Origin of the sequence: Nocardia crassostreae (assembly GCF_001613405.1) — a bacterium.
GTDB classification, from domain to species: Bacteria; Actinomycetota; Actinomycetes; order Mycobacteriales; family Mycobacteriaceae; genus Nocardia; species Nocardia crassostreae.
Genome location: NZ_BDCH01000014.1, coordinates 490,315 through 511,244, shown reverse-complemented (window position 1 = coordinate 511,244; position 20,930 = coordinate 490,315). Strand labels below are relative to the sequence as shown.

Sequence of the window (20,930 nt, the reverse complement as noted above, 5' to 3'; positions counted from 1 at the left end):
CCAGAACGAGCCGGTGCGATGAGCGGCCCGATACTACCGCTGATCGCCGGTATCGCGAGCAGCACTGCGTTCGGGGCGGTGTGCGGGCTGGCCTATCACCACGTGATCGTGCCGTTCAACGAAGCATTTCGATCCCACGGCCGTCCCAGCTTCACCGGCAGGAGACCGGCCTTGGCGGTGGGGCACAGCTGCACCAGCGAGCACCCGCCGGAAGACTGCCCGTGCCCGCCGCGCCGCAGGCGCACCGTCGTCATGTACCAGGGCGTTGACTGGCGGCGCAGCTGGCACGCGGTCACCGGCCGCTACCCGCTCGGAACCGAGATTCCGGTGCACGTCAGCTACCGGACGAACCGACCCCATCCGCTGACCTGGACCACGGCCGTCCACGGAGCTCTCCGTGGTGCGGCCGGTTGAGCCGGGTTCGGTATTGCGACGGCGGTGCTCACCGCCGTCCTGATAGTGATCTGAAAGGCAGGCACGCGCATGACTTCAGTCGCTCGTGGCGACGAGACTTCCGGGCTCCTGGTATGACTCGGCAACCCGGTCTCGCTGTCGCCGAATTGGCGTCCGGCCCGGTCGAATACCGCCTCGACCGGCGCGGCCATGACACTGTCGCGATCTTTCACGGCGGCCACATGCGCGCGGAGATCGCGCTCGGTGAGCAGGTTTACGCCGATGCCGGATACACCGTGCTGGTGCCCTCGCGTCCCGGCTACGGACGGACGCCGATCACGACGGGTACGACACCGGCGGGCTTCGCCGATGTCTTCGCCGAGTTGTGCGCGCACCTCGGCGTCCGGCGGCTGGTGGCAGTCGTGGGGATCTCGGCGGGCGCCCGCACCGCGATCACCGTGGCCGCGCGGCACCGCACGCTTGTCTCGCGCCTGATTCTGGAGAGTGCGCAGAGCTTCGCACCATGGCCGGATCGGCGCACACGTTTCGGCGCGCAAGTGGTGTTTCATCCCGCCGTTGAGAAGGCGACGTGGGCTCTGACACGGACGCTACTGGATGCCTTGCCGCAGACGGCGTTGCGCTCTCTGCTCGGAAGCCTCACCGGTAAACCCGTTCGCGAGGTGGTGTCCGCGCTCACCCCTGCGGACCGTGCGGCGGTGATCGCTCTACTGCGGGCAATGCGTTCCGGCACAGGGTTTCTCAACGATCTTCGGGAATGCCCGGACGTGGCGGCTCAGATTGCCCAACCCGCACTGGTGATCGCCTCGCGCAACGATGGAGCAGTACCCTTCGCCCATTCCGAGATGCTGGCCGCGGCGATTCCGCGTGCTCGTCTGCTCGAGAGCGTCGCCGACAGCCACCTGATTTGGTTCTCCGCCGACTATCCGGACATTGCCGGGCAGATCGAGCGGTTTCTGGCCGCGCCGCGGAGCATTTAGGCGAACGCCGTCATTCTCAGGTCGTCCGGCGGTCGGAGATCATCTTGGTGCTGCGCAAACTGCTGCGCATCCAGCAAGTCGTGCTGTCGGTCAACCGGGCCTACATCTCCTCCTCCGCCTCCCGCACCGAACCGCCGTTCCACTTGCATGCGGTGAGCTCGGTGATCTTGCGAACTGCCCATTACCGTGGCGCCCTCACCTTCGGTACACCCGGTTGGTTACTTGACCGGGTAGTGCCAAGCTGGGGCAATGGGAGTTGCGCTGGTCCTGATTCTGTTCGTCGCCGTGTCCGTTCTCTTCGTGGTGTTCTCTTCGTACAACACCTTTGTCCGGCAGCGTCATACGATCGAGGAATCGTGGCGTCAGATCGGTGTCGAGTTGCAGCGGCGGCATGATCTGATTCCCAGTCTCGTCGAAACCGTCCGCATCGCAGCGGGATTCGAGCAGCAAGCGCTGCTGGCCGTGGTGGAGGCGCCGGCGGCGGCGATGCAGGGACGGCACGCGCCCCATGTCGGTCACGGTCGCCAGGGGCAGTTGGAATCCGCGCTCAGCGGTGCGTTGCACGACTTCTTCGGATTGGCGGAAAGCTACCCTCAGCTACGGTCGAACCAAAATTTCCTGCACCTGCAGCGGCAGCTCGCCGAGGCCGAGGACCGGATCGCCGCGGGGCGTCGGTTCTTCAACGGCAATGTGCGGCAATACAATACGCGATTGCAGACGGTGCCCTCCCGGCTCACCGCCGAGATGTTTTCGTTCACTCCGGCCGAATACTTCGAACTTGCCGACGGGCAGGCCCGCCAGGCACCGCAGATCGGGGGCATCTGGAACCAGGCCCAGCCGCAGGTAGCACGGAAACCCCAAACACCGTATCCGCCAAAGTCTTTCCCGCCAGTGCACTGACGGCCCGGATCGGTCATGGAATGGTTGATGTTGCCGGTGCTCTGCCCGTTGCTGATGGGCATCCTGGCGATCGTCGCCGCTGCTACCAGTACCTCGCAGCAGGAGAAGGCCCGTCGGCTGGAGATGGCTCACCGCCACCAGTGGGCACAGCACAACGGCCTGCACTGCACGCCGAACGACCACAGTATCGCCATGCTTTCGGTACGTGCGCCGTTCGGCATCGGCAGCGACCGGATCGGGCACGACGTCTTCCGGGGCAGTCACCGGGGGGCGCGCGATGGTCTTCGGGGAATACCGCTACACCACCAAGAATGACAAATCGACTGTTGTCCATCACTGGCAGTTCGTCGCGCTGGCGATGCCGGCACCCCGCCCGTGGCTGAGCGTCAGCCGGGACACCGGCAGCGGATTGTTCTCTCGCCGTGGCCGGAAGGGGCTGCTGCTGGAGAGTCAGGAGTTCAATGAGCGTTTCCGAATCGACACCGGCAGTGAACGTTTCGCCTACGACGTGCTCAACCCGCGGACCATGGAGTGGTTGCTGGCCGACATCCGGGCCAACACGGTCGGGTTCAGGTTCGAAGGCCAGTGGGCGATCACGGTGCGCGCGGGCCGGCTGCGACCGGAAGAAGTGCTGTTCTACGCCGACTTCCTGAACGATGTGATCGGGCTCGTACCGGATTTCGTGTGGCGGTACTGAACAAGAGACACCATCGGCTTGGTGCTGCCCAAGTATTCACACCCGAACAAGGGCCACCAGGATCATCATCCGATGTGCTGTGCCGTGCACGAACAGCACCCCGCTCGATTCCGTGGAATGTGGTTGCCCGGGTCCGTCGGCATGACAATGATCCCGGTGTGAGCAATGGCGCCTGTATCCGTTCGTTGGCTCCCACCGATCCTGAGCCGATCGCCGCGGCGTTCGCTGCGCTGGGGTGGGCAACCAAGCCTGTCGAGCAGTACCTCGGCTACCTCGCTGAGCAGGAGGCCGGCACTCGTGTATGCCTTGTCGCAGAGCTGGATGCGACATTCGTCGGATACTGCACGCTGCGTCGGACGTCGCCTTATGAACCGGTCCGCGCCAACGGGATACCCGAGATCGAGGATCTGAACGTACTTCCACAGCATCGCAACCAGGGGATCGGCACAGGGCTGCTCGACGCGATCGAGGAGGTAGCGCGGGAACAGTGCCACGTGGTTGGGCTTGGGGTCGGTTTGTCCGTCGACTATGGTCCAGCGCAGCGGCTCTACTTCCGGCGCGGCTACCTGCCCGACGGACGCGGAATTGTCTACAACAATCAACCTGTCGAATATGGCAGGACGATCACACTGGACGACGATGCCACCCTCATGCTCACACGCAACCTCTCGAAATGATGTCGTACCTCAACCGGCCGTCGCCAAGCTTCTCCCCACCGTGGTCGGTCATGTGCCCCACGCGCCTGGCGGCCGGATTGCGCTGCCGCACTGGACTTTCGAGGTGTCCGGAACCGATCGCGGCACCCTCACCGAAGTCCGGCTCCGGCGCCGCGCCGACGGACCCCGGTCCTGACGCCGACGGGAGCTTCGAGGCCGGTACCTCGGCAGGAGAGTGACCGTCGAGCATCCTCTCGATGTCCTCGGCGACTTGTTTGCGATGCAACAGAACCGCCTTTCAAGGAGTCAGCCAGTTTGGCCAGCACCGTTGCAGGGCTGGACGTGAATGTCGGGTGGGTAGTGCATGATTCGCTCCGGGCGGATGCGTTCGTCTGCGAGGGTTGCCGAGAATGTGAGGAGTGGGGTGCGGGTGGCCAGGATCAGGGGGCGGGACCGGCTGCGGTTCTGGTTCGACCGGACGATGGATCGCGGGACTCCGGCATTGATCGGCTGGCTGGGTATGGCGTCGGCGGTGCTGATCGCGGTGATCACGGTGCTGGCCACGCTGCTAGCCCCGGCCGATGTCGCGGGGGTCAAGGGCGGCTGGGTGGGTGTGGCGTGGATGAGTCTGCTGCGCACGCTCGATCCCGGGACGATGGGCGGCGACGACGCGACCGTGTTCAGCGTGCCGTTCCTGGTGTTGATGCTGGCGGTGACGCTCGGCGGGGTCTTCATCGTCAGTTCGTTGATCGGTGTGCTGGTGACCGGTGTGGAGCAGCGGATCGCGCAGCTGCGCAAGGGCCGTGCGCCGTTGATCGAGGCCGGGCATACAGTGGTGCTGGGTTGGTCGGATCAGGTGTTCACCGTGGTGGCCGAGCTGGTCGGCGCGAACAAGGGCTCGCGTCGTTCGAGTGTGGTGATTCTGGCCGATCGGGACAAGGTCGATATGGAGGATCAGATCCGGGCCCGGGTCGGCGACACCGGCCGCACGCGGGTGACCTGCCGGTCGGGCAGCCCGCTCAAGCGGATCGATCTGGACCTGGTCAGCCTCGACACCGCCAAGGCGATCATCGTGCTGCCGCCGCCGGGCGACGACGCCGATATCGACGTGATCAAAGCCTTGCTGCTGCTGAACAATCGGTCGTGGCCGACGCGGCGCCCGCATGTGGTCGCCGCGGTGCAGCAGTCGGAGAACCTGGCCGCGGCCCGGCTGGCCGCCGACGCGGACACCCTCGTCATCGACGCCGAGGACATCACCGTACGGATCGTGGTGCAGTCGCATCGCCAGTCCGGTCTGTCCACGGTGTGCACCGACCTGCTCGACTTCGCCGGCAACGGAATCTATCTGCGGACCGAGCCCGCCCTGGCCGGGCGCACGTTCGGTGACGCGCTCAGCGCCTATCACCTCGGCTGTCCGCTGGGACTTCGGCGCGGTGACGGGACAGTGGCGGTGAACCCGCCGATGGACACCGTGATCGCCACCGACGATCAGATCATCCTGCTCGCCGAGGGCGATCAGTTGGTGCGGATGGCGACCGAGCCGGTACCGGTAGTCACCGCGGCTCTGTCGAACCTCCCCGACGACACCCCCACGCCCGTTCCCGACCGGACCCTGCTGGTCGGCTGGAACGCGCGTGGCCCTTGGATTCTCGGCCTGCTCGACGAGTACGTCCCGCCTGGATCGGTGCTCGATATCGCCGCCCCGCATCCCCCGCCCGACGAGGTCACCGACAGCCTACGGGACAACCTGACCGTCGGCTACCAGGTTTGCGAACCGACCAGCCGGCGCTCACTGGAAGCGTTGAACCCGGGCAGCTACCAGCACGTCATCGTGCTCACCGACGACACGCTCGAGGAGGACCACGCCGACGACCGCACCCTGGTCACCCTGCTGCATCTGCGTGACATCGAAGTCCGCATCGGCGACCCGTACTCGATCGTCACCGAGATGAACGACGACACCAACCGGGAAATCGCACAGGTCACCAAGGCCGACGACTTCATCGTCAGCAGCAAACTGATCAGCCTGCTGCTGACCCAGCTCGCCGAAAACCGCCATCTGCAAGCAGTGTTCACCGACTTGTTCGATCCCAGCGGCTCGGAGATCTATCTCAAACCCGCCCCGGACTACGTCACCACCGACACGCAGATCAACTTCGCCACCCTCGTCCACGCCGCGCGGTCGCGCGGTGAGGCGGCGATCGGCTACCGCCTGCACCACCACGCGGACCAGCCACCGGCCTACGGCGTCACCCTCAACCCGCCCAAGGACACCGCGATTACCTTGACCGCACTCGACAGCGTGATCGTGGTCGCCGAAAACTGAACCCCGCCACGATCGGCCAGTCACGTCAGCGCCGATGTGGCGGCATCGGTTGTCCAGCAACAAGCCCTTCGACAACGCACATGTGCACGTGAACCTGAGCGCAGGTTGGTGCCGAAACGGGTTTGGGGCTGACTATCGTTTCGGTGGTGAAGCGTGTGCTGATTACCGGCATGTCAGGGGCGGGCAAGTCATCCTTGCTGGACGAACTCGCCGGACGTGGCTATCGGACCGTCGATACCGACTATGGCGGCTATCGCCAGATGATCGACGGCGAGAGGTTGTGGCGCGAGGACACGATCGACGCACTGTTGTCCCAGGCTGATCCGGAATCGAGCGGGGTGTTGTTCGTGCAGGGCACGACACGCAACCAGACCGTGTTCTACCCTCGTTTCGACCACATCGTCCTGCTCAGCGCTCCGGCCGAGGTCCTCGTCGAACGATTGAAGACGCGCACGAGCAATCCTTATGGGAAGGACCCGGCCGAGTTGGCCGAGACGCTCGAGTTTGTGGAAACTGTCGAGCCCTTGCTCCGAGAAGCCGCCACCCTCGAAGTCGTGACAACGGTGCCGGTCACACAGGTCGCCGACATCGTGCTGGCCCACGTGCTCTGACCGGTGTCCTCCCCTGTTTGGTGGTCGGCTGGCGTTGACGGATGCTGTAGAAGCCTCATAGCGGGATTTGGACGGTCGCCAGTGCGACCTCATGGTCCGATCGCTGTGCGGTGGTGTCCCCTGACCGGTCAATCGTGGTCGAGACCAGCGAGATAGCGCTGGACTTCTTGCTTGAGCGTGGTCGGGGCAGTCTGCCATATTCGGAGGGTCATGAACTCGCGCAACCGGAATTGTTGAATGTCGGCAGGGTCGCCCGAGCGTAGATCGAGGTGGAAGCGCAACTCGTCCAGTGTTTCGTAGGGTAGGTTCCAGGTATCTCCCGGCCAGTCCCGGGCATCGCCGTCTGGGATGTGAAGGGGCGAAAGGTCTTCGACTGTTCCGGGTGGGTCTACGCGCAGAATCTCCAGTCCGGCTGCGTGTACCGCAGCACGGACCAGACGGCGGCAGTGGGCGATCTCCGCGTCGGAAGGTTTCTCGCCCGCGTAGTGCAGCGCGATACCGACGAGGTCATCGGATCGACGAATCTTCCACGCCAGGCTGGTTTCTGGGGTGTCGGTCAACGGTGCGGCCTCCAGCAGGTGTCGTTCCTGCCGCTCGGTCAGCGCTCCGTAGGCGTCGATACGGAGTACTGGCGCGTAGCTGAACTGTTTGTCGGACATCGCATCTCCGAGGGTCCTGCTCGACTGGATGCGGGCGCCAGGACGAATCGTCGTTACCGCATCCGAAGCACACCGCATCGCCGGTCGCCTGAATCCGGACACCATCGGTGCTGCGTTCCGGTACAATCCGCTAACCGGTCAGCGGCAGTACGGGCGCACCAAATTGCTGAACATCTTGTTCACCCAGGAACTGGCGCGGCGGCTTGCTCGCACTGGTATCACCGTAAATTGCTTTTGTCCCGGTCTGCCGGATACCGGTGTGGCCGCTGACAGCCGAACGGGCCGTCTGATCACGAGCGCGGGTGCTCGAATCCGCATTGTTCGACCTGCTCGTCACGGAGCAAGACTCGGGACGAGGCTTGTGTGCGACCCCGAACTCGTCAACGTGTCCGGCGAATTCTTCACTGCCACACCCGGCATGCGGTTTCTGCCGCGACCGCGCGCATTGCGGGACACAAGCCTTCGGACGCGCGCATGGGAGCGCTCCTGCGAACTCGTTGGTGTAGGCACTGTCGCACGCTGAACGTCACGGCCCCGGAGTCGTCATTCGGAGGAAGGGCTGGGCCTCGTCATCGCGTATCCCTTCCGCGGCGGACGGCAGACAGTGAGAACGCGCGCAGGAGTTGCTGCCAGCGAATGACCAGTCGAATCGGTATGCGGAGTGCCGGACAATGTTTCGGTCCATGAATCTCGGATATGGTTCAGCCGCACAGTGATTCGTTATGGCGTGACGTCGGCTCCTTCTCACCGCGTGGGGTCAGGCTTGCTCGTGTGTCGACACAATTGATCCGCTGTGCCAAGATCCCGGAGAATTCTTCGTCGTCGAGCTGCTGATCAAACTGATCGCGCATGGGCCTCGGTTCTTCCGCTCCGGGTGGAACGTCTTCGACTTCGTCATCATCGCAATCTCGCTGGTGCCCGCCGTCGGACCGTTGTCGATGCTGCGCACACTGCGGGTCTTGCGGGTGATGCGGTTGCTGTCGACCGTGCGGCGTCTGCGCATGCTGGTGGATTCGCTGGTCATCGCGCTATCGGGCATCGGGTGGTCGGCGGCGCTGCTGGCGCTCATCTTCTACGTGTTCGCCGTCATCGGCACCGAGATGTTCGGCCAGCGCTTCCCGAACTGGTTCGGCACGCTGGGACGCAGCGTCTACAGCCTGTTCCAGATCATGACGCTGGGGGGCTGGTCGGAGGGAATGGCCCGCCCCGTCATGGCGGAATACTCGTACGCCTGGCTGTATTTCGTGCCGTTCATCCTGCTGTCCAGCTTCATCGTCCTGAATCTGTTCATCGCGGTCATCGTCAGCGCGACCCAGGAGGTGCACGATCAGGATCAGCGGGCCGACCACGAAGCCCTGGAACAGCAGATCCGTGGCGAGCGTCGCGAATTGCTGGAACTGTTGCGCGGCATCAGCAATCGCCTCGACGATGTGGAACGCAGCCTGACCCGAGAACGGCCGTCGGAGTCTCCGGGCGCTCCTCGGCCCGGGGCCACGATCGGAGCGGACGACACGGAGGACGTACTGACCGTCGGTACCCGTGAAGGCGGCGCTCTGCGGTAGCGCCGATCATCGTCGTGCGGCGTGGTCGGACGAGCCTTACGTCCGGCGACCGGCAATGGACGCGAGAGGCGGCGGACCGACGGGTCCGCCGCCTCTCCCCTCATTTCGGTTGGATCACTTCGCCGTTGCCGGCGATGGCCATGCCCTCGACCTTTTCCAGCACCCATCCATTGGTGGCCCGCAGGCCGTGGGCGCTGGGGGAGCGGCACCCCTCAGTTCGGGTTCGGAGCGGGGTCGGCGAGCATGCCGCCGAGGGTGAGCACGTCGACCTGTTCGAGGCTTGATCTGACCAGACGGCCGGGCGCCTCCGGGATCGGCAGAACGGACGGGACTGCCAGGACGTGGCAGTCGGCGGCTTCGGCGGAGGCTACGCCGGTGAGTGAATCCTCGATGGCGACACAGGATTCGGGGCGCAGGCCCAGTCGGGTCAGTGCGGTCAGGTAGGGGTCGGGGTGTGGTTTGTTCCGCGGTGAGTCTTCGGCGGCGACTGTCACGTCGAAGCGGTCGGCGCCGACGGTGCGCAGGACGTGGGTGACCACGCGGCGGGGGGAGGCAGTGACGAGTCCGATCGGGATCTCGGCGGATGCCAGGAGGTCGAGCAGGCGTAGTGCGCCGGGGCGTATCGCGACTCCGGATGAGACCGCCTCGCAGAAGGCGTCGTCGAGGCGGTGGGTCAGCGCCGCCGTGGACGCGGTGGTCCGGGCGGACAGGAAAACGGCGACGTCCGCTACGGACGCACCCGTGACATGGACGGAATCCTCCGGTATGAGGCGGTATCCACCCTCGGCCGCGACGAGCAGCACCACCTCCCACCAGAGGGATTCGGTGTCCACGAGCGTGCCGTCCATATCGAAGAGAACGGCTCGGGGGATCACGCGCACGCGGCCACCAGGACCGGGTGCTCGCGCAGGCGCACCGACGCCGCAGCGCCGGGCGTCAGTTCGGCGGCGTCGCGGGTGGCGACATCGGCTTTGACCAGCGTCCCGTCCGGCAGTACCAGGTCGACCCGCGTCAGCGCGCCCCGGAACGAGGTCGAGACGATCGTCGCATCGCCCGCGGCGGTCACCAGCACTTCTTCCGGTCGCGCCAGCACGTCGACCGTCGACTCCGCGGGTGCGTTGCCGCGCACCGGCAGCCGCTGTCCGAGCACTTCGACCTTCTCACCTGTGAGGCGCCCGGGTATCCGGCTCATCGTGCCGACGAATTCGGCCACGAAGGCCGTGGTAGGCGAGTCGTACAGTTCGGCCGGTTTAGCGCACTGTTCGACCCGCCCGTCCTTCATCACGGCCACACGGTCGGACATGGACAACGCCTCCTCTTGATCGTGGGTCACGAAGATGGCGGTGATGCCGAGGGAGAGTTGCAGTCGACGGATCTCGTCCCGCAGCGCCGTGCGCACCTTGGCGTCGAGCGCGGACAGCGGTTCGTCCAGCAGCAGCACCCGCGGTCGCAGCGCCGGGGCCCGCGCCAAGGCGATGCGCTGCTGTTGACCACCGGACATCTGATGCGGGTAGCGGTCGGTCAGGTGCGGCAGTCCGATGAGTTCGAGCAGCTCGTCGGCCCGTGCGCGCCGCTCTCGAGACTTGACCTTCCGCATACGCAGTCCGAAGGCCACGTTCTCGCGCGCGGTCAGATTGGGGAACAGGCTGTAGGACTGGAACACCATGCCTGCGTCCCGCCGGTTGGCGGGAATACCGGTGATGTCCTTGCCGTCGATGAGCACCGCGCCCGAATCCGGATGCTCGAAACCCGCGACACAGCGCAGCGCGGTGGTCTTCCCGCAGCCGGACGGGCCGAGCAGCGCCATCAGCTCACCGGGCTCGATCGCCAGATCCAGTCCGTCCAGGGCGACGGTGCCGCCGAAATCCCGCCGCAGGCCCGCGAATTCGACACGGGCGGGTGTGATCGATGTGGTCATGCCGATTCCTTCCGGCGTGCCCCGGCCGTCGACAAGGCCAGTAGCAGCATCCAGGTGAGCGCCAAACTGAAGATCGAGACGGCGACGGACAGCTGCGGGTCGACTCCGGAGCTCCACACGATCCACACCGGGTATGTCTGATAGTTGAGCAGGGCCGCGACCGTGTACTCGCCGAGCACCAGCGCGAGGGTGAGGAAGCAGGCACCGGCCAGCGCCGAGCGCAGATTCGGCAGCAGCACCCCGAAGACGACCTGCGGCCAGCTCGCGCCCAGATTGCGGGCCGCCTCGACCAGGGTGCGCAGATCGAGAGTGCGCAGTCCGGCGTCGAGGGAGCGGTACACGAACGGCAGTGCCAGCACCGCGTACGCGATCACCAGGACGAACGGGAACGCCGGATCCTGAACCACGTTGAAGGTGGTGTACAGCGGCGTCGCCGACAGCGGCTCCTGCCAAGTCAGCGTCCGCTTGATGCCCGCGACGAAGGTGATCGGCGGCACCACCAGCGGCAGCGTGCACAGCACCTCGAACACCGGCCGCAGCCGGGGCGCCGACAGCCGGATCGCGATCATGGCGGGCAGGGTCAGGCCCAGCACGATCACGATGGTCGCCGCGGCCAGGCCCAACGAGTGCGCAAGGCTCGCGCCGATTCCGTCGGCGCTGAGAATCCGCCCGTAGGCGCTGGGATTCCAGCCGCTGTCCGGTCCGTCCCCGGGCACGAGCACGGTGAACAGGAACGACGCCAGCATGGGCACGCCGAAATACAGTGCGCCGGCCAGCAGCACGAAGGGACGTGAGGTCAGGCGGTGTCGCTTGCGCTCGAGGGCGGGCGGGGTGACGCTCGGCTGCCGCTGCCGGCCCGCCGCGGTCAGGCTATCCATCGGCTGCTCCGGCGTTGCAGTGGAAGGTAGATCGCCATCACCACGGCGACCACGAGGATCATGTCGAGGTTCATGGCGAAGGCCACGTTCTCGTGCCCGACCAGCACGTCACCGCCGAGCGCCGCCGCGATCTTCAAGGTGATGAGCGGGACGGTGCTGCCGGTGCCGAGCATGGCCGCCGCAGCCGCGTGCGCGGCGAACGCGGCGCCGAACAGCAGCACACCGCAGCCGAGCAGTGCGGGCGCCAGCACCGGAATCCCGACATGCCGCCAGAACTGCCAGGTGGACGCACCGTTGTTCTGCGCCGCCTCCCGCCACTGCGGACGCAGCCCGTCCAGCGCGGGGGTGATCGTCAAGACCATCAGCGGAATCGAGAAATACAGATAGGCGGCCGTCAATCCGGTGAAGCTGTACAGGCTCCAGCCACGCTCGGTGAGGTCGAACAGGTCGGTGATCATCCTGGCATTGCCGAGCGTCGCGACCCAGGCGAAGGCGAGCGGCACGCCACCGAAATTGGCGAGCACCCCCGACGCGGTCAGCACCGACTCGCGCAGCCGGCGCGCCCCGGAGGAGACCACGGCCTGCGCGAGCAGGGTTCCGAAGATCACGCCGAGGATCGCGACCGTCGCGGAGATTTCGATACTGGATCGCAGCGCGTTGAGGTAGGCGTCCTGCAGCGACGCCGAGATATTGGCGGTGCCGAACGAGGTCTGCTTCGTCTCCGGATCTTTCACCCGGAACGCGGCGTGGACGATTGCCGCGAGCGGAAGGCCGAAGGCGAAGCCGACGAACGCGAAGAGGGGAACGGTGGCAAGCCAGCCCCGCTCGCGCCGCGGACGGGGCGGGCGCGGGACCGGCTTGCTGTCGGGAACCGCTGTCATCAGGAGACGGCTTTGTCCCAGCCCTTGGCCAGAGCGTCCTTGGCCGCGGTCACCTGATCCGGAGTCGGGAAGGCCGGATTGCCTTCCACGACGGGCAGTTTGGCGGCCAGCGCCTTGTCGACGGTGCCGTCGGTAGTCATATCCGGCAGCAGCACCGGTCGCGCATAACCCTTGAGCCACAGATTCTGGCCCTCGGGGCTGTAGAGGAACTCCTGCCACAGGCGCGCCGCCGCCGGGTGCGGGGCGTGCTTGTTGATGGCCTGGGCGTAGTAGTTGGCGAACTTGGCGTCGGCGGGGATCACGACCTTGAAATCGACGCCCTTGTCCTTGAACTGCTCGGCGTAGCCGGCGTTCAGGTAGTCCCAGTCGATGCTGATCGGGGTTTCCCCCTTCTGCACCGTGGCCGGGGTGGCTTCGACCGGATTGAAATTGCCGGACTGCTTCAGCTTGGCGAAGAAATCGATACCGGGCTGGATGTCGCCGAAAGAGCCGCCGTTGGCGAGGGATGCCGCGAAGACGCCGGAGTAGGCCGAGCCGGATTTGGTCGGATTGCCGTTGAGCGCGACCTTGCCTTTGTACTCGGGCTTCAACAGGTCGGCGAAGGAGGCCGGGCACACCGCGATGCGGGCGGCGTCGCAGCCGATCGACACGTAGCCGCCGTAGTCGTTGGACCAGTTGCCGTCCGGATCCTTCATGCCCGCCGGGATCGCATCCCAGTTCGCGACCTTGTACGGCGCGAACAGGCCTTCTTCGGTGCCCGACAGCGCGTAGGCGACACCGATGTCGAGGACGTCCGGCGCGCGGTCCTGACCCTTGCGGGTTTTGACGGCGTCGATCTCCTCGGAGGAGGAGGCGTCCGGATTCTCACTCTCGATCTTGATGCCGTACTTGGCCTCGAAGGTCGAAATGACCTCCGCGTAGTTGGCCCAGTCGGGCGGCAACGCGATGACGTGCAGTGTGCCCTCCTGCTTCGCGGCCTCGATCAGCCCGTCCATGCCGCCGAAGTCGGCGGCGGATGTAGCGGTCGCGGCATCGACGCCGCCGGTGGTGCGGGCATCGTCGTTCTTCGCGCCGCAGCCGGCGAGGGCCGCCGTCGCGACAATGAGGCCGGCGGTGAGGCCGGCAATTCGCGTTGCTTTCACGCTGTCTCCCGGGTGGGGGTGGTGGTCTGGCATAACTTGTATGAACAAGTACGGCGGAGCCTGCCAGGAAATCAGTGCTCTCGGGTGAACGTGGAATGACGGACTTTTAAACTCTGCGCGGCTTGATCTTGGGTTCTCTCCGCACCATAGGATGGCCACTGGAGTCGGCACTGTGATTGAACTGCGCACAATTCGGATCAGAGGAGATCTCATGCCCGGGCGCTACGAGGAGATTGCGGAGTCTCTCCGCGAGGGCATTGTCGGCGGCGCGTATCCCGTCGGTTCTCAACTCGCCTCGGAAGCGGAGTTGATGGCGACGTTCAATGCCGCGCGCGGCACCGTGCGCCGGGCGGTGGCACTGCTGGAAGCCGAAGGACTGATCGGGTCGCGGCAGGGGGCCCGGCGCATCGTGCTGCGCAGCGAACGCCGCCAGTCCTTCGAGGAGCTGCACAGTTTCGCGCAGTGGGCACAATTCCACGGCTACGAAATCGCCAGCCGGGTGCAGTCCCAGTGGCGCAGCCCCGCCACCGATATCGACCGCCGGCACCTGAAGCTCGCCGCGGATGCCGAGGTCCTGCACGTCGTCCGCCTGCGTTTCCTCGACGGCGCCCCGGTGCTGTTGGAGCGAACGGTCTATGCCCCCTTTCTCGCCGCCGACATCGAGCGTTTGCCCGCGGACTGCGTTTCGGTGACCGAGAGCCTGCGCCGGGACATCGGCACGATCTTCGCCTATGGCGAGCACCTGATCGACGCGATCGCCGCCGGCTCCCAGGACGCCCGCCTCCTGCACGTTCGCCGCGGCAGCCCGCTGCTGCGGCAGCGCCGTGTCACCACCACCCCGGACGGCACCCCCGCCGAATACTCCGACGACCGTTACCGTCCCGACCGGATTACCTTCAGCATCCACAACTCGGTCGGCGCCAACCCGCTGCTGCGGCTGCCCCAAGGCTGACGGGGAGCGGTAACCGGGCCACGGAGGCATTGCGAGCCCTACCTGGAGACGGTGAAAGCGGTTCAGGCGCCGAACAGTTGGGTCCAGTAGGTTCCGTTGCGGCCGCCGCCGGCGAGGCCGACTCCGACGTGGGTGAAGTCAGGTTTGAGGATGTTGGCGCGATGTCCGGGACTGTTCATCCACCCGGTCACGACCTCGGCGGGCGCGGGATAGCCGTTGGCGATGTTCTCGCCGATCATGCGGCGGGCGCAGCCCGCCGCGACGGCTCTGTCCCATGGCCGACTGCCGTCGGGGCAGGTATGTGAGTAGAAGTCACGGGCCACCATGTCCGCGCTGTGCGCCTGCGCGACCCGCGTGAGCAGGGGATCGGGGGCCAGCGGCGGCAGCCCCGCCCCGGTGCGCTCACGGTTGGTGAGTTCGATGACGTACGCCGCTGTCCGCGCCAGGCGATCTGGTGTGAGGGGCGTGGCCAGCAGTGCGGCCCAGTAGATGTCGCCCGAGCCGCTGCCGCGGTTGTGTGCCAGCCCGGCGTGTGTGAAGGCCGGGTCGTGCACGGTGCGCCGGAAGTCCTTGTCGGCCAGGCAGAATTCGAGGAACTCAGTGGGTGTGCGCGGTCCGGAGACCACCAGCTTGCCCAGGATCAGGCAGGGGTATCCGGTCGCGGCGACCCGCTGATACACCGTTGTGCCGTTTGGGCTGTCGACATCGAAACTGTCGGCCGCGGCCATCGCCGTGGCATGGCCGTGGGCTACGGCGGTCAGGCGTGCGTCGATGGTGATGGGTGGGGATCCCACACCGGCGCGGGCCGAGTTGATCAGGCCCGCGAAGCCATCCATCGTGGGTGTGGAGCGGTGCGCCGGTGTGCCCGCCGGTGGCGGGTCGTCGACGATGTCCACGCCGAAGTCCCGGGCGATCCCCGCCAGCCCGTCGGCATAGCCTTGCCCGATCGCCCGCATCTTCCACGCGGCGCCGCGCCGGTAGAACTCCGCGAGCAGCAGCACGGTCTCCGGTCCGATGCGGTGGGGTGTGAACCAGGCCAGCACGCGGCCTCGTGGATCGGTGACGTGCAGTGTGGGCGTGGGTAACCGGTTCAGCGGAGTGCCTGGTTCGGCCGCGCTGATGACCACCGTGACCCGGCCCGCTCCTGGACGCAGCGCCGCCGGGTCGATGATCAGAGTGTCGGTCCGCAACCGGACACCGGGCGCGCGCGGCTGGTTGTAGAACACGAAGTCGCCGTCGTCGCGGACCGTGATGTCATCGGTGACGAGCGCGGACACGTCGAACGGGCCGGGGACTCGCACGGTCAGAACACAGTCGGGCAGAAGGAGATTGCCTCCGGGGATCAACTCGGTCATTGCACAGCCTCGGTGTAGCACTCACGGCCCTGGTGGGCGCTGCACGGACAACGCTCGCCGGGGCGTCGGGGTTCCCGACCTCGACCTGCTGCAGAGTTCGGTTCGGAAACCGCTGGGCTGCAACGGGACCGGGGTGCCGTGAGCGCCGACGGCGTTGCGCAGTCGCGGCTTACGGGGCGCTGCGATCTGTGAGATGCTCGGTCTGCCGCTGCGCCGGGGCGTGATGGAGACCTGGTCGGATCGGCGTGTGGTCGATATCGAGGAGGAATGATGACCGCGGGTGGGTATGGGCAAATTCCGGGGCAGGCACCGATCGGTGTGACTCCGGCGGGGATCGGCGGCCGTGCCTTGGCCCGGTTCATCGACTGGATCATCGCCGGTATCGTCGGCGGAATTCTGTTCTGGGTGTTGGACAAGGCATCGGATCTGCCGAACTGGGTGTCGATCCTGCCCGGCGCCGGATTCGGGTTCGTGTATTTCGTGCTGTTCGAGGTGGCGACCGGGTCGACGCCGGGCAAGAAGGTCCTCGGCCTGCACGTCAACGGGTCCGGCGGAACGGACAAACCCAGCGTCGCGGCGTCGGCCAAGCGCAATGCGTACATGCTGCTCAACGTGATTCCGTGGATCGGCGGACTGCTCTGGTTCATCGCGGCCATCGCGATCGCCGTCACGGTGAGTTCGAGCTCGACCAAACAGGGCTGGCACGACAACTTCGCGGGCGGTACCCAGGTGGTCAAGGCTGACCGAACTCCCGCCCGGCGGCCGACATCGGTCCACGTGACAACGCTCCCGCACGCGGAGAATCGGGCGTTGCTGCGACACCCACGGTAGGAGCGCCCGTTTTCAGGGTCGGGTTTCGGGGATCTCCCGGATGCGGTGTCGATTTCGCAGCGGGCATGATGGGTGAAAGCTGTTCGAGCACTGGGAGTTCCCGTGTCCACTCCAGTTACCGGTGTGGTCGTCGGAGGTATGACCGGCTGGGCGCACCGGTGGACCGGCGCGTTGCTGGTGACCACCGGTGTCGCGTCCGCGGTGTTCACCGTCGGGACAGCGGTGCAGTGTTTCGTGATCGTGGACCTGCGCACCCTGGATCGCATGATGGAGTTGGCCGATCCCGGTGCGGCCGACGCCATGCCGTGGTTCCTTATCGTTTTCCGACTGGTCGGCTCGCTCTACATCCTGGGCAATGCCGTGGGAATTCTGGCGCTGCTGCGTCATCCGTGGCCCTGGCTGTTCTGGATCGTCGTGGTGGTGAACGCGACACAGGCGGCGGGCCTGGTGCTGGTGCCGCCGGAGATGTTCACCGCCGCGCGTGAGGAATTCGGTATCGCCGGGATACTGCCGACGGTGGTGACAGACGGCGGCGCGGCCGTGCTGACCCTGGTGTTGGTGGTCGCCTTCCTCGGCACCCGCACCCCGTGGGGCAGCCGCAGTGCGGATCGGCGGCCTGACTGGCCAACTCAGGCGTGAGCCGCCGTTGTTCGCGCGCAACAAGTTTGCTGCCGTGCACCCTGTTCTATGGCTGTCTGTCATGCGCAGGTTTCATCAGCGGCGTTGGTGATGATGAGATCGGACGGCAGCGTCGTTGCGATCGTGTCGGTGCCGAGTGGTGAGGATACCGGTGAAGTCGGTGCCGAGGATCAAGTCGATACAATCGGTGGCTTCGCTGGTCTCTTCCAACGCGGCGTCCGGCAACGGGGTGGCGATCGCTCCTGTGCTACGCCCGGGGCAGGCCGTGCCGTTGCGCAAGCAGGGCGCGGATCTGTCGTTCGTGAAGATGGCGTTGGGTTGGGATCCGATCACCGTGCGCGGCCGGTGGGGGATGCGGCCGGTCGAGATCGACCTGGACGCGGCGGCATTGGTGTTCGCCGGTCATGCTCTTGTCGATGCCGCCTATTTCGGGCAGTTGGTCACCAGCGATGGGGCGGTTCGGCATTCCGGTGACAATCTCACCGGTGAGGGCAAGGGCGATGACGAGGTGATCGCCGTTGATCTGACCCGGCTCGCGACGCAGGTGACCGCCATCGTCTTCACCATCACCTCCTACGCTGGGCACACATTCGACAGCGTCCGCAATGCGTTCTGGCGGCTGATCGACGGCACCACCGGCGCCGAGCTGACGCGCGCCGACCTGTCCGCGGGTGGTCCGCACACCGGCATGGTCGTCGCAAAGCTGCATCGCGAGGACGGAATGTGGCAGATTCAGGCGCTGGGTCACCCCATTAACGCGGGGCATCCGGTGGAGGCGGCGCAGCAGGTCACGCGATACCTGTGACGGCCTCCCACCCTGCTGGGCCGGCACGACCGATCGGGCGACGCCGGGCCGGGCAGCCGAACCCGCGGACCGGCAATCGCTTCCACCCACTGCACGGCTTGTGGTACGACGTCCCGGGCGATTACATCCACACGGTCGTGCAGGCGATCGCGCAAGCCAGGCAAGGTCACCCGCAGATTGTCAGTCTGGCCCGGCCGGACGGGTATGTGCACCTGCTGATGACCGCGCAGTCGTCGATCATTCTCGAAACCGACACGATGATCGAGTTCCCGAACGGTTTCACCGAGGACTGAGCGCCCAATTGCTGTCGCGGTAGCCGCCATCTGGAAGCGACTGCGATGCCGGCCTAGGTTGGCGCGCGGTCAGAGGATGGGGAGATCGGGCGGGATCTGCAGGGCGAGAGTGATCAGTGAGTGCACGCGAGCGGCAATGATATTGAGCAACCCGTGAACCTCGGTGGGCGCGGCCGCGGCGGCGGTCTGCAGGGTCTTGAGGTCGTCGTCGATCCGTGCCAGGAGTTCGCCGATGTTGGCGGGCTGGGATTTGAGCGCCGTGGCGATCTCTTCCAAGGGGATGCCTTGTGCCTCGAGGCGGCGGATGAGGTGGATGCGGTCGACGTCGGCGGGATCGTACAGACGGTAGTTGCCCGCGGTGCGTTGCGCGGGAGCGAGCAGACCCAAACCGGTGTAGTAGTCGATGGTGCGGGCGCTGACCTCGGCGCGGGCGGCGAGTTCGCCGATCTTGACCAGAGCCTCCGTCATCAGCACCCTCCTTCCGCAATAGGGTCTCAACCATACAGTGGCCCGTGCTACCGTGAGGAATTCCGAGCCGCGCTCAGCGCGCACTACTTTCGCACCGGAGTTGACTGCTGGGGGATCGGGGTCGGCCGGAAGTCACCGTGATGGTACGTGATTGCTGCGTCGCGAGTTGGCGGTAGCGCCTCGAGCCGCTGATCGGAACCCGTATGCGTAGCAAGTTTTTTCGTGTCGGCACGCACGTCTCGGCAGGTGACGACACCCCCTCGGACAAGGCTGAACCATACAGTGCCGCGTGCTACTGTGAGTCATGCCTGATGATGGTGGCGATAGACAGCGTTGGCCGGACCGCAGTGCGGCCGGAACGGCATCTGTCATCAACCTAGCGAGCGATTCGATGCGCGATGCCGTGAGCATCGACGCCGCGCGCCGTGATCGCGCCGTGTGTTGCTGATCGCTGGAATGGCTGAGATAACGGGGGATTCGCCACTGCCTGTAATCCGCAGGCGCACCTTCGTTTTCCTCCGGGATCGATGCCCCGGAGGATCTGGCGGACCGTGCGCGGTCGGCCGTCAACCCCGATATATAGAGGAGTGAATGGGTAATGGGCGTGAGTTTGGCCAAGGGCGGCAATGTGTCGTTGTCGAAGCAGGCTCCGAATCTGACCGCGGTGTCGGTGGGCCTGGGCTGGGATGTCCGATCGACCACCGGGACCGAGTTCGACCTCGATGCCAGCGCGATCGCGACCGGGCAGAACCACAAGGTGGTCTCGGATCAGCACTTCGTGTTCTACAACAACCTGCGCTCCCCGGAGGGCACGATCGAGCACACCGGCGACAACCTGACCGGTGAGGGGGAGGGTGACGACGAGGTGATCAACGTCGATCTGGCGAATACGCCGCCGACGATCACCAGCATCTTCTTCCCGGTGTCGATTCATGACGCGTCGGCGCGGCAGCAGTCGTTCGGGCAGGTGCGCAACGCGTTCATCCGCGTGGTGGACCGCGCCAACGGCGCGGAGCTGGCCCGCTACGACCTGACCGAGGACGCCTCGACCGAGACCGCGATGGTGTTCGGCGAGCTGTACCGCAATGGCGCGGAGTGGAAGTTCCGGGCCATCGGGCAGGGCTACGCCTCGGGCTTGGCGGGGATCGCCCGCGACTACGGCGTCAATATCTGAGCCGGCGAATCGACCGAAGGGGCCACGTGGCAATCGATTACACCAAGAAGCCCGACACCGCGGCCGGGGCGCCGGGGGTGAGCCTGAGCAAGGTCACGCTCACTAAGACTGAACGCAGCGTCGATCTCACCAAAGCCGGTGAGCGCCAGGGCGTGATGCGGGTGAATCTGAACTGGACAAGCGGGGCGCCGCGCAAGACCGGGTTCCTGGCGAAGCTCGCCGGACTCGGTGGCGGTGTCGATCTGGATCTGGGTTGTCTCTACGAACTCGCCGACGGCTCCAAGGGGGTTATTCAGGCGCTGGGCAACAGCTTCGGCGCGTTGCACGCCCGACCGTTTGTGGCGCTGGACGCCGACGATCGCACCGGCGCTGTCGCCGGTGGCGAGAACCTGAACATCAATCTCGAACGGCCGGAGGCGTTCCGGCGGATTCTGATCTTCGCGATGATTTACGAGGGCGCGCCGAACTGGGCCGCGGTCGACGGGGTGGTCACCATGTTCCCGACCGCGGGCCCGCAGGTCGAGGTCCGCTTGGATTCTGCGGTTGCGGGCGCGCGGATCTGCGCGATCGCGTTGCTGACCAATACCGGCCAAGGAGTGACCGTGCAGCGCGAGGTCAACTACATCCGCGGCAATCAGGCCGATCTCGACCGCGCTTACGGCTGGGGGTTGAAGTGGGCGGCGGGCAGCAAATGATCTCGGCCGTCGAACCCCTGGCCGCCAGCGAATAGCGCTGCGCCGCAGACGGACCTGCACAGCGAGCCCGGGTCCTCGAACGAGGGCCTGGGCGTCG

At 66.0% G+C, this 20,930-nt stretch carries 25 protein-coding genes; 17 read left to right on the top strand and 8 right to left on the bottom strand.

Annotation, left to right across the window (positions count from 1 at the left end; translation table 11 throughout):
- Positions 1 to 18: 18 nt before the first annotated feature.
- The 8 genes from NC4_RS14950 to NC4_RS14915 all read left to right on the top strand — a co-directional run bounded on the left by NC4_RS14950 (position 19) and on the right by NC4_RS14915 (position 6,581).
- Positions 19 to 414, top strand: a complete 396-nt coding sequence (locus NC4_RS14950) for a hypothetical protein (RefSeq protein ID WP_067537859.1) — start codon at positions 19 to 21, stop codon at positions 412 to 414.
- 146 nt (positions 415 to 560) lie between these two features.
- Positions 561 to 1,391, top strand: coding sequence for an alpha/beta fold hydrolase (locus NC4_RS14945; protein ID WP_218021129.1), 831 nt, complete (start codon positions 561 to 563; stop codon positions 1,389 to 1,391).
- 249 nt (positions 1,392 to 1,640) lie between these two features.
- Complete coding sequence (locus tag NC4_RS14940) at positions 1,641 to 2,291, top strand: LemA family protein (RefSeq protein WP_067537854.1); 651 nt, start codon at positions 1,641 to 1,643, stop codon at positions 2,289 to 2,291.
- A 15-nt stretch (positions 2,292 to 2,306) separates the two neighbouring features.
- Complete coding sequence (locus NC4_RS14935; RefSeq protein ID WP_067537852.1) at positions 2,307 to 2,606, top strand: hypothetical protein; 300 nt, start codon at positions 2,307 to 2,309, stop codon at positions 2,604 to 2,606.
- A complete protein-coding gene (locus NC4_RS14930) occupies positions 2,569 to 2,988 on the top strand; it encodes a hypothetical protein (RefSeq protein ID WP_067537849.1) in 420 nt (139 codons plus the stop codon). The genes NC4_RS14935 and NC4_RS14930 overlap by 38 nt, the downstream gene beginning before the upstream one ends.
- A 158-nt stretch (positions 2,989 to 3,146) precedes the next feature.
- Positions 3,147 to 3,665 carry a GNAT family N-acetyltransferase gene (locus NC4_RS14925; RefSeq protein ID WP_218021124.1) on the top strand — a complete coding sequence of 173 codons (519 nt, stop codon included), beginning with the start codon at positions 3,147 to 3,149 and terminating at the stop codon, positions 3,663 to 3,665.
- Between the two features lie 409 nt (positions 3,666 to 4,074).
- On the top strand, positions 4,075 to 5,970 hold the full coding sequence (locus tag NC4_RS14920) for a CASTOR/POLLUX-related putative ion channel (protein WP_067538108.1): 1,896 nt from the start codon (positions 4,075 to 4,077) through the stop codon (positions 5,968 to 5,970).
- A 146-nt stretch (positions 5,971 to 6,116) separates the two neighbouring features.
- A complete protein-coding gene (locus NC4_RS14915) occupies positions 6,117 to 6,581 on the top strand; it encodes an AAA family ATPase (RefSeq protein WP_067537845.1) in 465 nt (154 codons plus the stop codon).
- A gap of 128 nt (positions 6,582 to 6,709) precedes the next feature.
- On the opposite strand, the gene NC4_RS14910 is transcribed toward NC4_RS14915, so the two are convergent.
- The gene (locus NC4_RS14910; RefSeq protein ID WP_067537842.1) at positions 6,710 to 7,240 is read right to left on the bottom strand and encodes a hypothetical protein; all 531 of its coding nucleotides are present in this window, start codon (positions 7,238 to 7,240) and stop codon (positions 6,710 to 6,712) included.
- 28 nt (positions 7,241 to 7,268) lie between these two features.
- Between NC4_RS14910 and NC4_RS44630 the strand changes: the two genes are divergently transcribed.
- The gene (locus tag NC4_RS44630; RefSeq protein ID WP_369690752.1) at positions 7,269 to 7,763 is read left to right on the top strand and encodes an SDR family NAD(P)-dependent oxidoreductase; all 495 of its coding nucleotides are present in this window, start codon (positions 7,269 to 7,271) and stop codon (positions 7,761 to 7,763) included.
- 259 nt (positions 7,764 to 8,022) lie between these two features.
- Positions 8,023 to 8,802 carry an ion transporter gene (locus NC4_RS14905; protein ID WP_084529103.1) on the top strand — a complete coding sequence of 260 codons (780 nt, stop codon included), beginning with the start codon at positions 8,023 to 8,025 and terminating at the stop codon, positions 8,800 to 8,802.
- Positions 8,803 to 9,014: 212 nt separating this feature from the next.
- Here the strand turns inward: NC4_RS14905 and NC4_RS14900 are convergent, their stop codons facing one another.
- Genes NC4_RS14900 through NC4_RS14880 form a run of 5 tightly spaced genes read right to left on the bottom strand, consistent with a single transcriptional unit; the run spans position 9,015 to position 13,621 of the window.
- Complete coding sequence (locus NC4_RS14900; protein ID WP_218021122.1) at positions 9,015 to 9,683, bottom strand: HAD family hydrolase; 669 nt, start codon at positions 9,681 to 9,683, stop codon at positions 9,015 to 9,017.
- The gene (locus NC4_RS14895; protein WP_067537836.1) at positions 9,674 to 10,720 is read right to left on the bottom strand and encodes an ABC transporter ATP-binding protein; all 1,047 of its coding nucleotides are present in this window, start codon (positions 10,718 to 10,720) and stop codon (positions 9,674 to 9,676) included. Before NC4_RS14895 ends, NC4_RS14900 begins: the two co-directional genes overlap by 10 nt.
- Entirely contained in the window at positions 10,717 to 11,598 is an 882-nt protein-coding gene (locus NC4_RS14890; RefSeq protein WP_084529101.1) for an ABC transporter permease, read from the bottom strand. Before NC4_RS14890 ends, NC4_RS14895 begins: the two co-directional genes overlap by 4 nt.
- A complete protein-coding gene (locus NC4_RS14885) occupies positions 11,586 to 12,479 on the bottom strand; it encodes an ABC transporter permease (RefSeq protein WP_067537834.1) in 894 nt (297 codons plus the stop codon). Before NC4_RS14885 ends, NC4_RS14890 begins: the two co-directional genes overlap by 13 nt.
- The gene (locus NC4_RS14880) at positions 12,479 to 13,621 is read right to left on the bottom strand and encodes an ABC transporter substrate-binding protein (protein ID WP_067537831.1); all 1,143 of its coding nucleotides are present in this window, start codon (positions 13,619 to 13,621) and stop codon (positions 12,479 to 12,481) included. The genes NC4_RS14885 and NC4_RS14880 overlap by 1 nt, the downstream gene beginning before the upstream one ends.
- Before the next feature lie 211 nt (positions 13,622 to 13,832).
- Here NC4_RS14880 and NC4_RS14875 point away from each other — a divergent pair, with 211 nt between their 5' ends.
- Positions 13,833 to 14,573, top strand: a complete 741-nt coding sequence (locus NC4_RS14875; protein WP_067537828.1) for a GntR family transcriptional regulator — start codon at positions 13,833 to 13,835, stop codon at positions 14,571 to 14,573.
- 62 nt (positions 14,574 to 14,635) lie between these two features.
- Here NC4_RS14875 and NC4_RS43960 read toward each other — a convergent pair whose 3' ends face one another.
- Complete coding sequence (locus tag NC4_RS43960; protein ID WP_067537825.1) at positions 14,636 to 15,928, bottom strand: CAP domain-containing protein; 1,293 nt, start codon at positions 15,926 to 15,928, stop codon at positions 14,636 to 14,638.
- A gap of 318 nt (positions 15,929 to 16,246) precedes the next feature.
- Between NC4_RS43960 and NC4_RS14865 the strand changes: the two genes are divergently transcribed.
- From NC4_RS14865 to NC4_RS14850, 4 genes are all read left to right on the top strand, one after another.
- Positions 16,247 to 16,759, top strand: a complete 513-nt coding sequence (locus NC4_RS14865) for an RDD family protein (RefSeq protein ID WP_245721683.1) — start codon at positions 16,247 to 16,249, stop codon at positions 16,757 to 16,759.
- 102 nt (positions 16,760 to 16,861) lie between these two features.
- Entirely contained in the window at positions 16,862 to 17,398 is a 537-nt protein-coding gene (locus NC4_RS14860) for a hypothetical protein (protein WP_157554722.1), read from the top strand.
- A gap of 229 nt (positions 17,399 to 17,627) precedes the next feature.
- Positions 17,628 to 18,203 carry a TerD family protein gene (locus tag NC4_RS14855; protein ID WP_169814803.1) on the top strand — a complete coding sequence of 192 codons (576 nt, stop codon included), beginning with the start codon at positions 17,628 to 17,630 and terminating at the stop codon, positions 18,201 to 18,203.
- Positions 18,200 to 18,496 carry a hypothetical protein gene (locus tag NC4_RS14850; RefSeq protein ID WP_157554720.1) on the top strand — a complete coding sequence of 99 codons (297 nt, stop codon included), beginning with the start codon at positions 18,200 to 18,202 and terminating at the stop codon, positions 18,494 to 18,496. Before NC4_RS14855 ends, NC4_RS14850 begins: the two co-directional genes overlap by 4 nt.
- 69 nt (positions 18,497 to 18,565) lie before the next feature.
- On the opposite strand, the gene NC4_RS14845 is transcribed toward NC4_RS14850, so the two are convergent.
- Positions 18,566 to 18,964 carry a helix-turn-helix domain-containing protein gene (locus NC4_RS14845; protein WP_067537815.1) on the bottom strand — a complete coding sequence of 133 codons (399 nt, stop codon included), beginning with the start codon at positions 18,962 to 18,964 and terminating at the stop codon, positions 18,566 to 18,568.
- 598 nt (positions 18,965 to 19,562) lie between these two features.
- On the opposite strand from NC4_RS14845, the gene NC4_RS14840 reads away from it, so the two are divergent.
- Both NC4_RS14840 and NC4_RS14835 read left to right on the top strand, forming a co-directional pair.
- On the top strand, positions 19,563 to 20,138 hold the full coding sequence (locus tag NC4_RS14840; protein ID WP_067537813.1) for a TerD family protein: 576 nt from the start codon (positions 19,563 to 19,565) through the stop codon (positions 20,136 to 20,138).
- Between the two features lie 26 nt (positions 20,139 to 20,164).
- The gene (locus tag NC4_RS14835) at positions 20,165 to 20,833 is read left to right on the top strand and encodes a TerD family protein (protein WP_067537810.1); all 669 of its coding nucleotides are present in this window, start codon (positions 20,165 to 20,167) and stop codon (positions 20,831 to 20,833) included.
- The last annotated feature ends 97 nt before the right edge of the window (positions 20,834 to 20,930 follow it).

Bases quoted from the DNA above. Each gene is read 5' to 3' on its own strand.
- NC4_RS14930 (WP_067537849.1), top strand. From the start codon at position 2,569: ATGGTCTTCGGGGAATACCGCTACACCACCAAGAATGACAAATCGACT.
- NC4_RS14940 (WP_067537854.1), top strand. From the start codon at position 1,641: ATGGGAGTTGCGCTGGTCCTGATTCTGTTCGTCGCCGTGTCCGTTCTC.
- NC4_RS14950 (WP_067537859.1), top strand. From the start codon at position 19: ATGAGCGGCCCGATACTACCGCTGATCGCCGGTATCGCGAGCAGCACT.
- NC4_RS14885 (WP_067537834.1), bottom strand. From the start codon at position 12,479: ATGACAGCGGTTCCCGACAGCAAGCCGGTCCCGCGCCCGCCCCGTCCG.
- NC4_RS14840 (WP_067537813.1), top strand. From the start codon at position 19,563: ATGGGCGTGAGTTTGGCCAAGGGCGGCAATGTGTCGTTGTCGAAGCAG.
- NC4_RS43960 (WP_067537825.1), bottom strand. From the start codon at position 15,928: ATGACCGAGTTGATCCCCGGAGGCAATCTCCTTCTGCCCGACTGTGTT.
- NC4_RS14875 (WP_067537828.1), top strand. From the start codon at position 13,833: ATGCCCGGGCGCTACGAGGAGATTGCGGAGTCTCTCCGCGAGGGCATT.
- NC4_RS14935 (WP_067537852.1), top strand. From the start codon at position 2,307: ATGGAATGGTTGATGTTGCCGGTGCTCTGCCCGTTGCTGATGGGCATC.
- NC4_RS14895 (WP_067537836.1), bottom strand. From the start codon at position 10,720: ATGACCACATCGATCACACCCGCCCGTGTCGAATTCGCGGGCCTGCGG.
- NC4_RS44630 (WP_369690752.1), top strand. From the start codon at position 7,269: ATGCGGGCGCCAGGACGAATCGTCGTTACCGCATCCGAAGCACACCGC.
- NC4_RS14910 (WP_067537842.1), bottom strand. From the start codon at position 7,240: ATGTCCGACAAACAGTTCAGCTACGCGCCAGTACTCCGTATCGACGCC.
- NC4_RS14845 (WP_067537815.1), bottom strand. From the start codon at position 18,964: ATGACGGAGGCTCTGGTCAAGATCGGCGAACTCGCCGCCCGCGCCGAG.
- NC4_RS14890 (WP_084529101.1), bottom strand. From the start codon at position 11,598: ATGGATAGCCTGACCGCGGCGGGCCGGCAGCGGCAGCCGAGCGTCACC.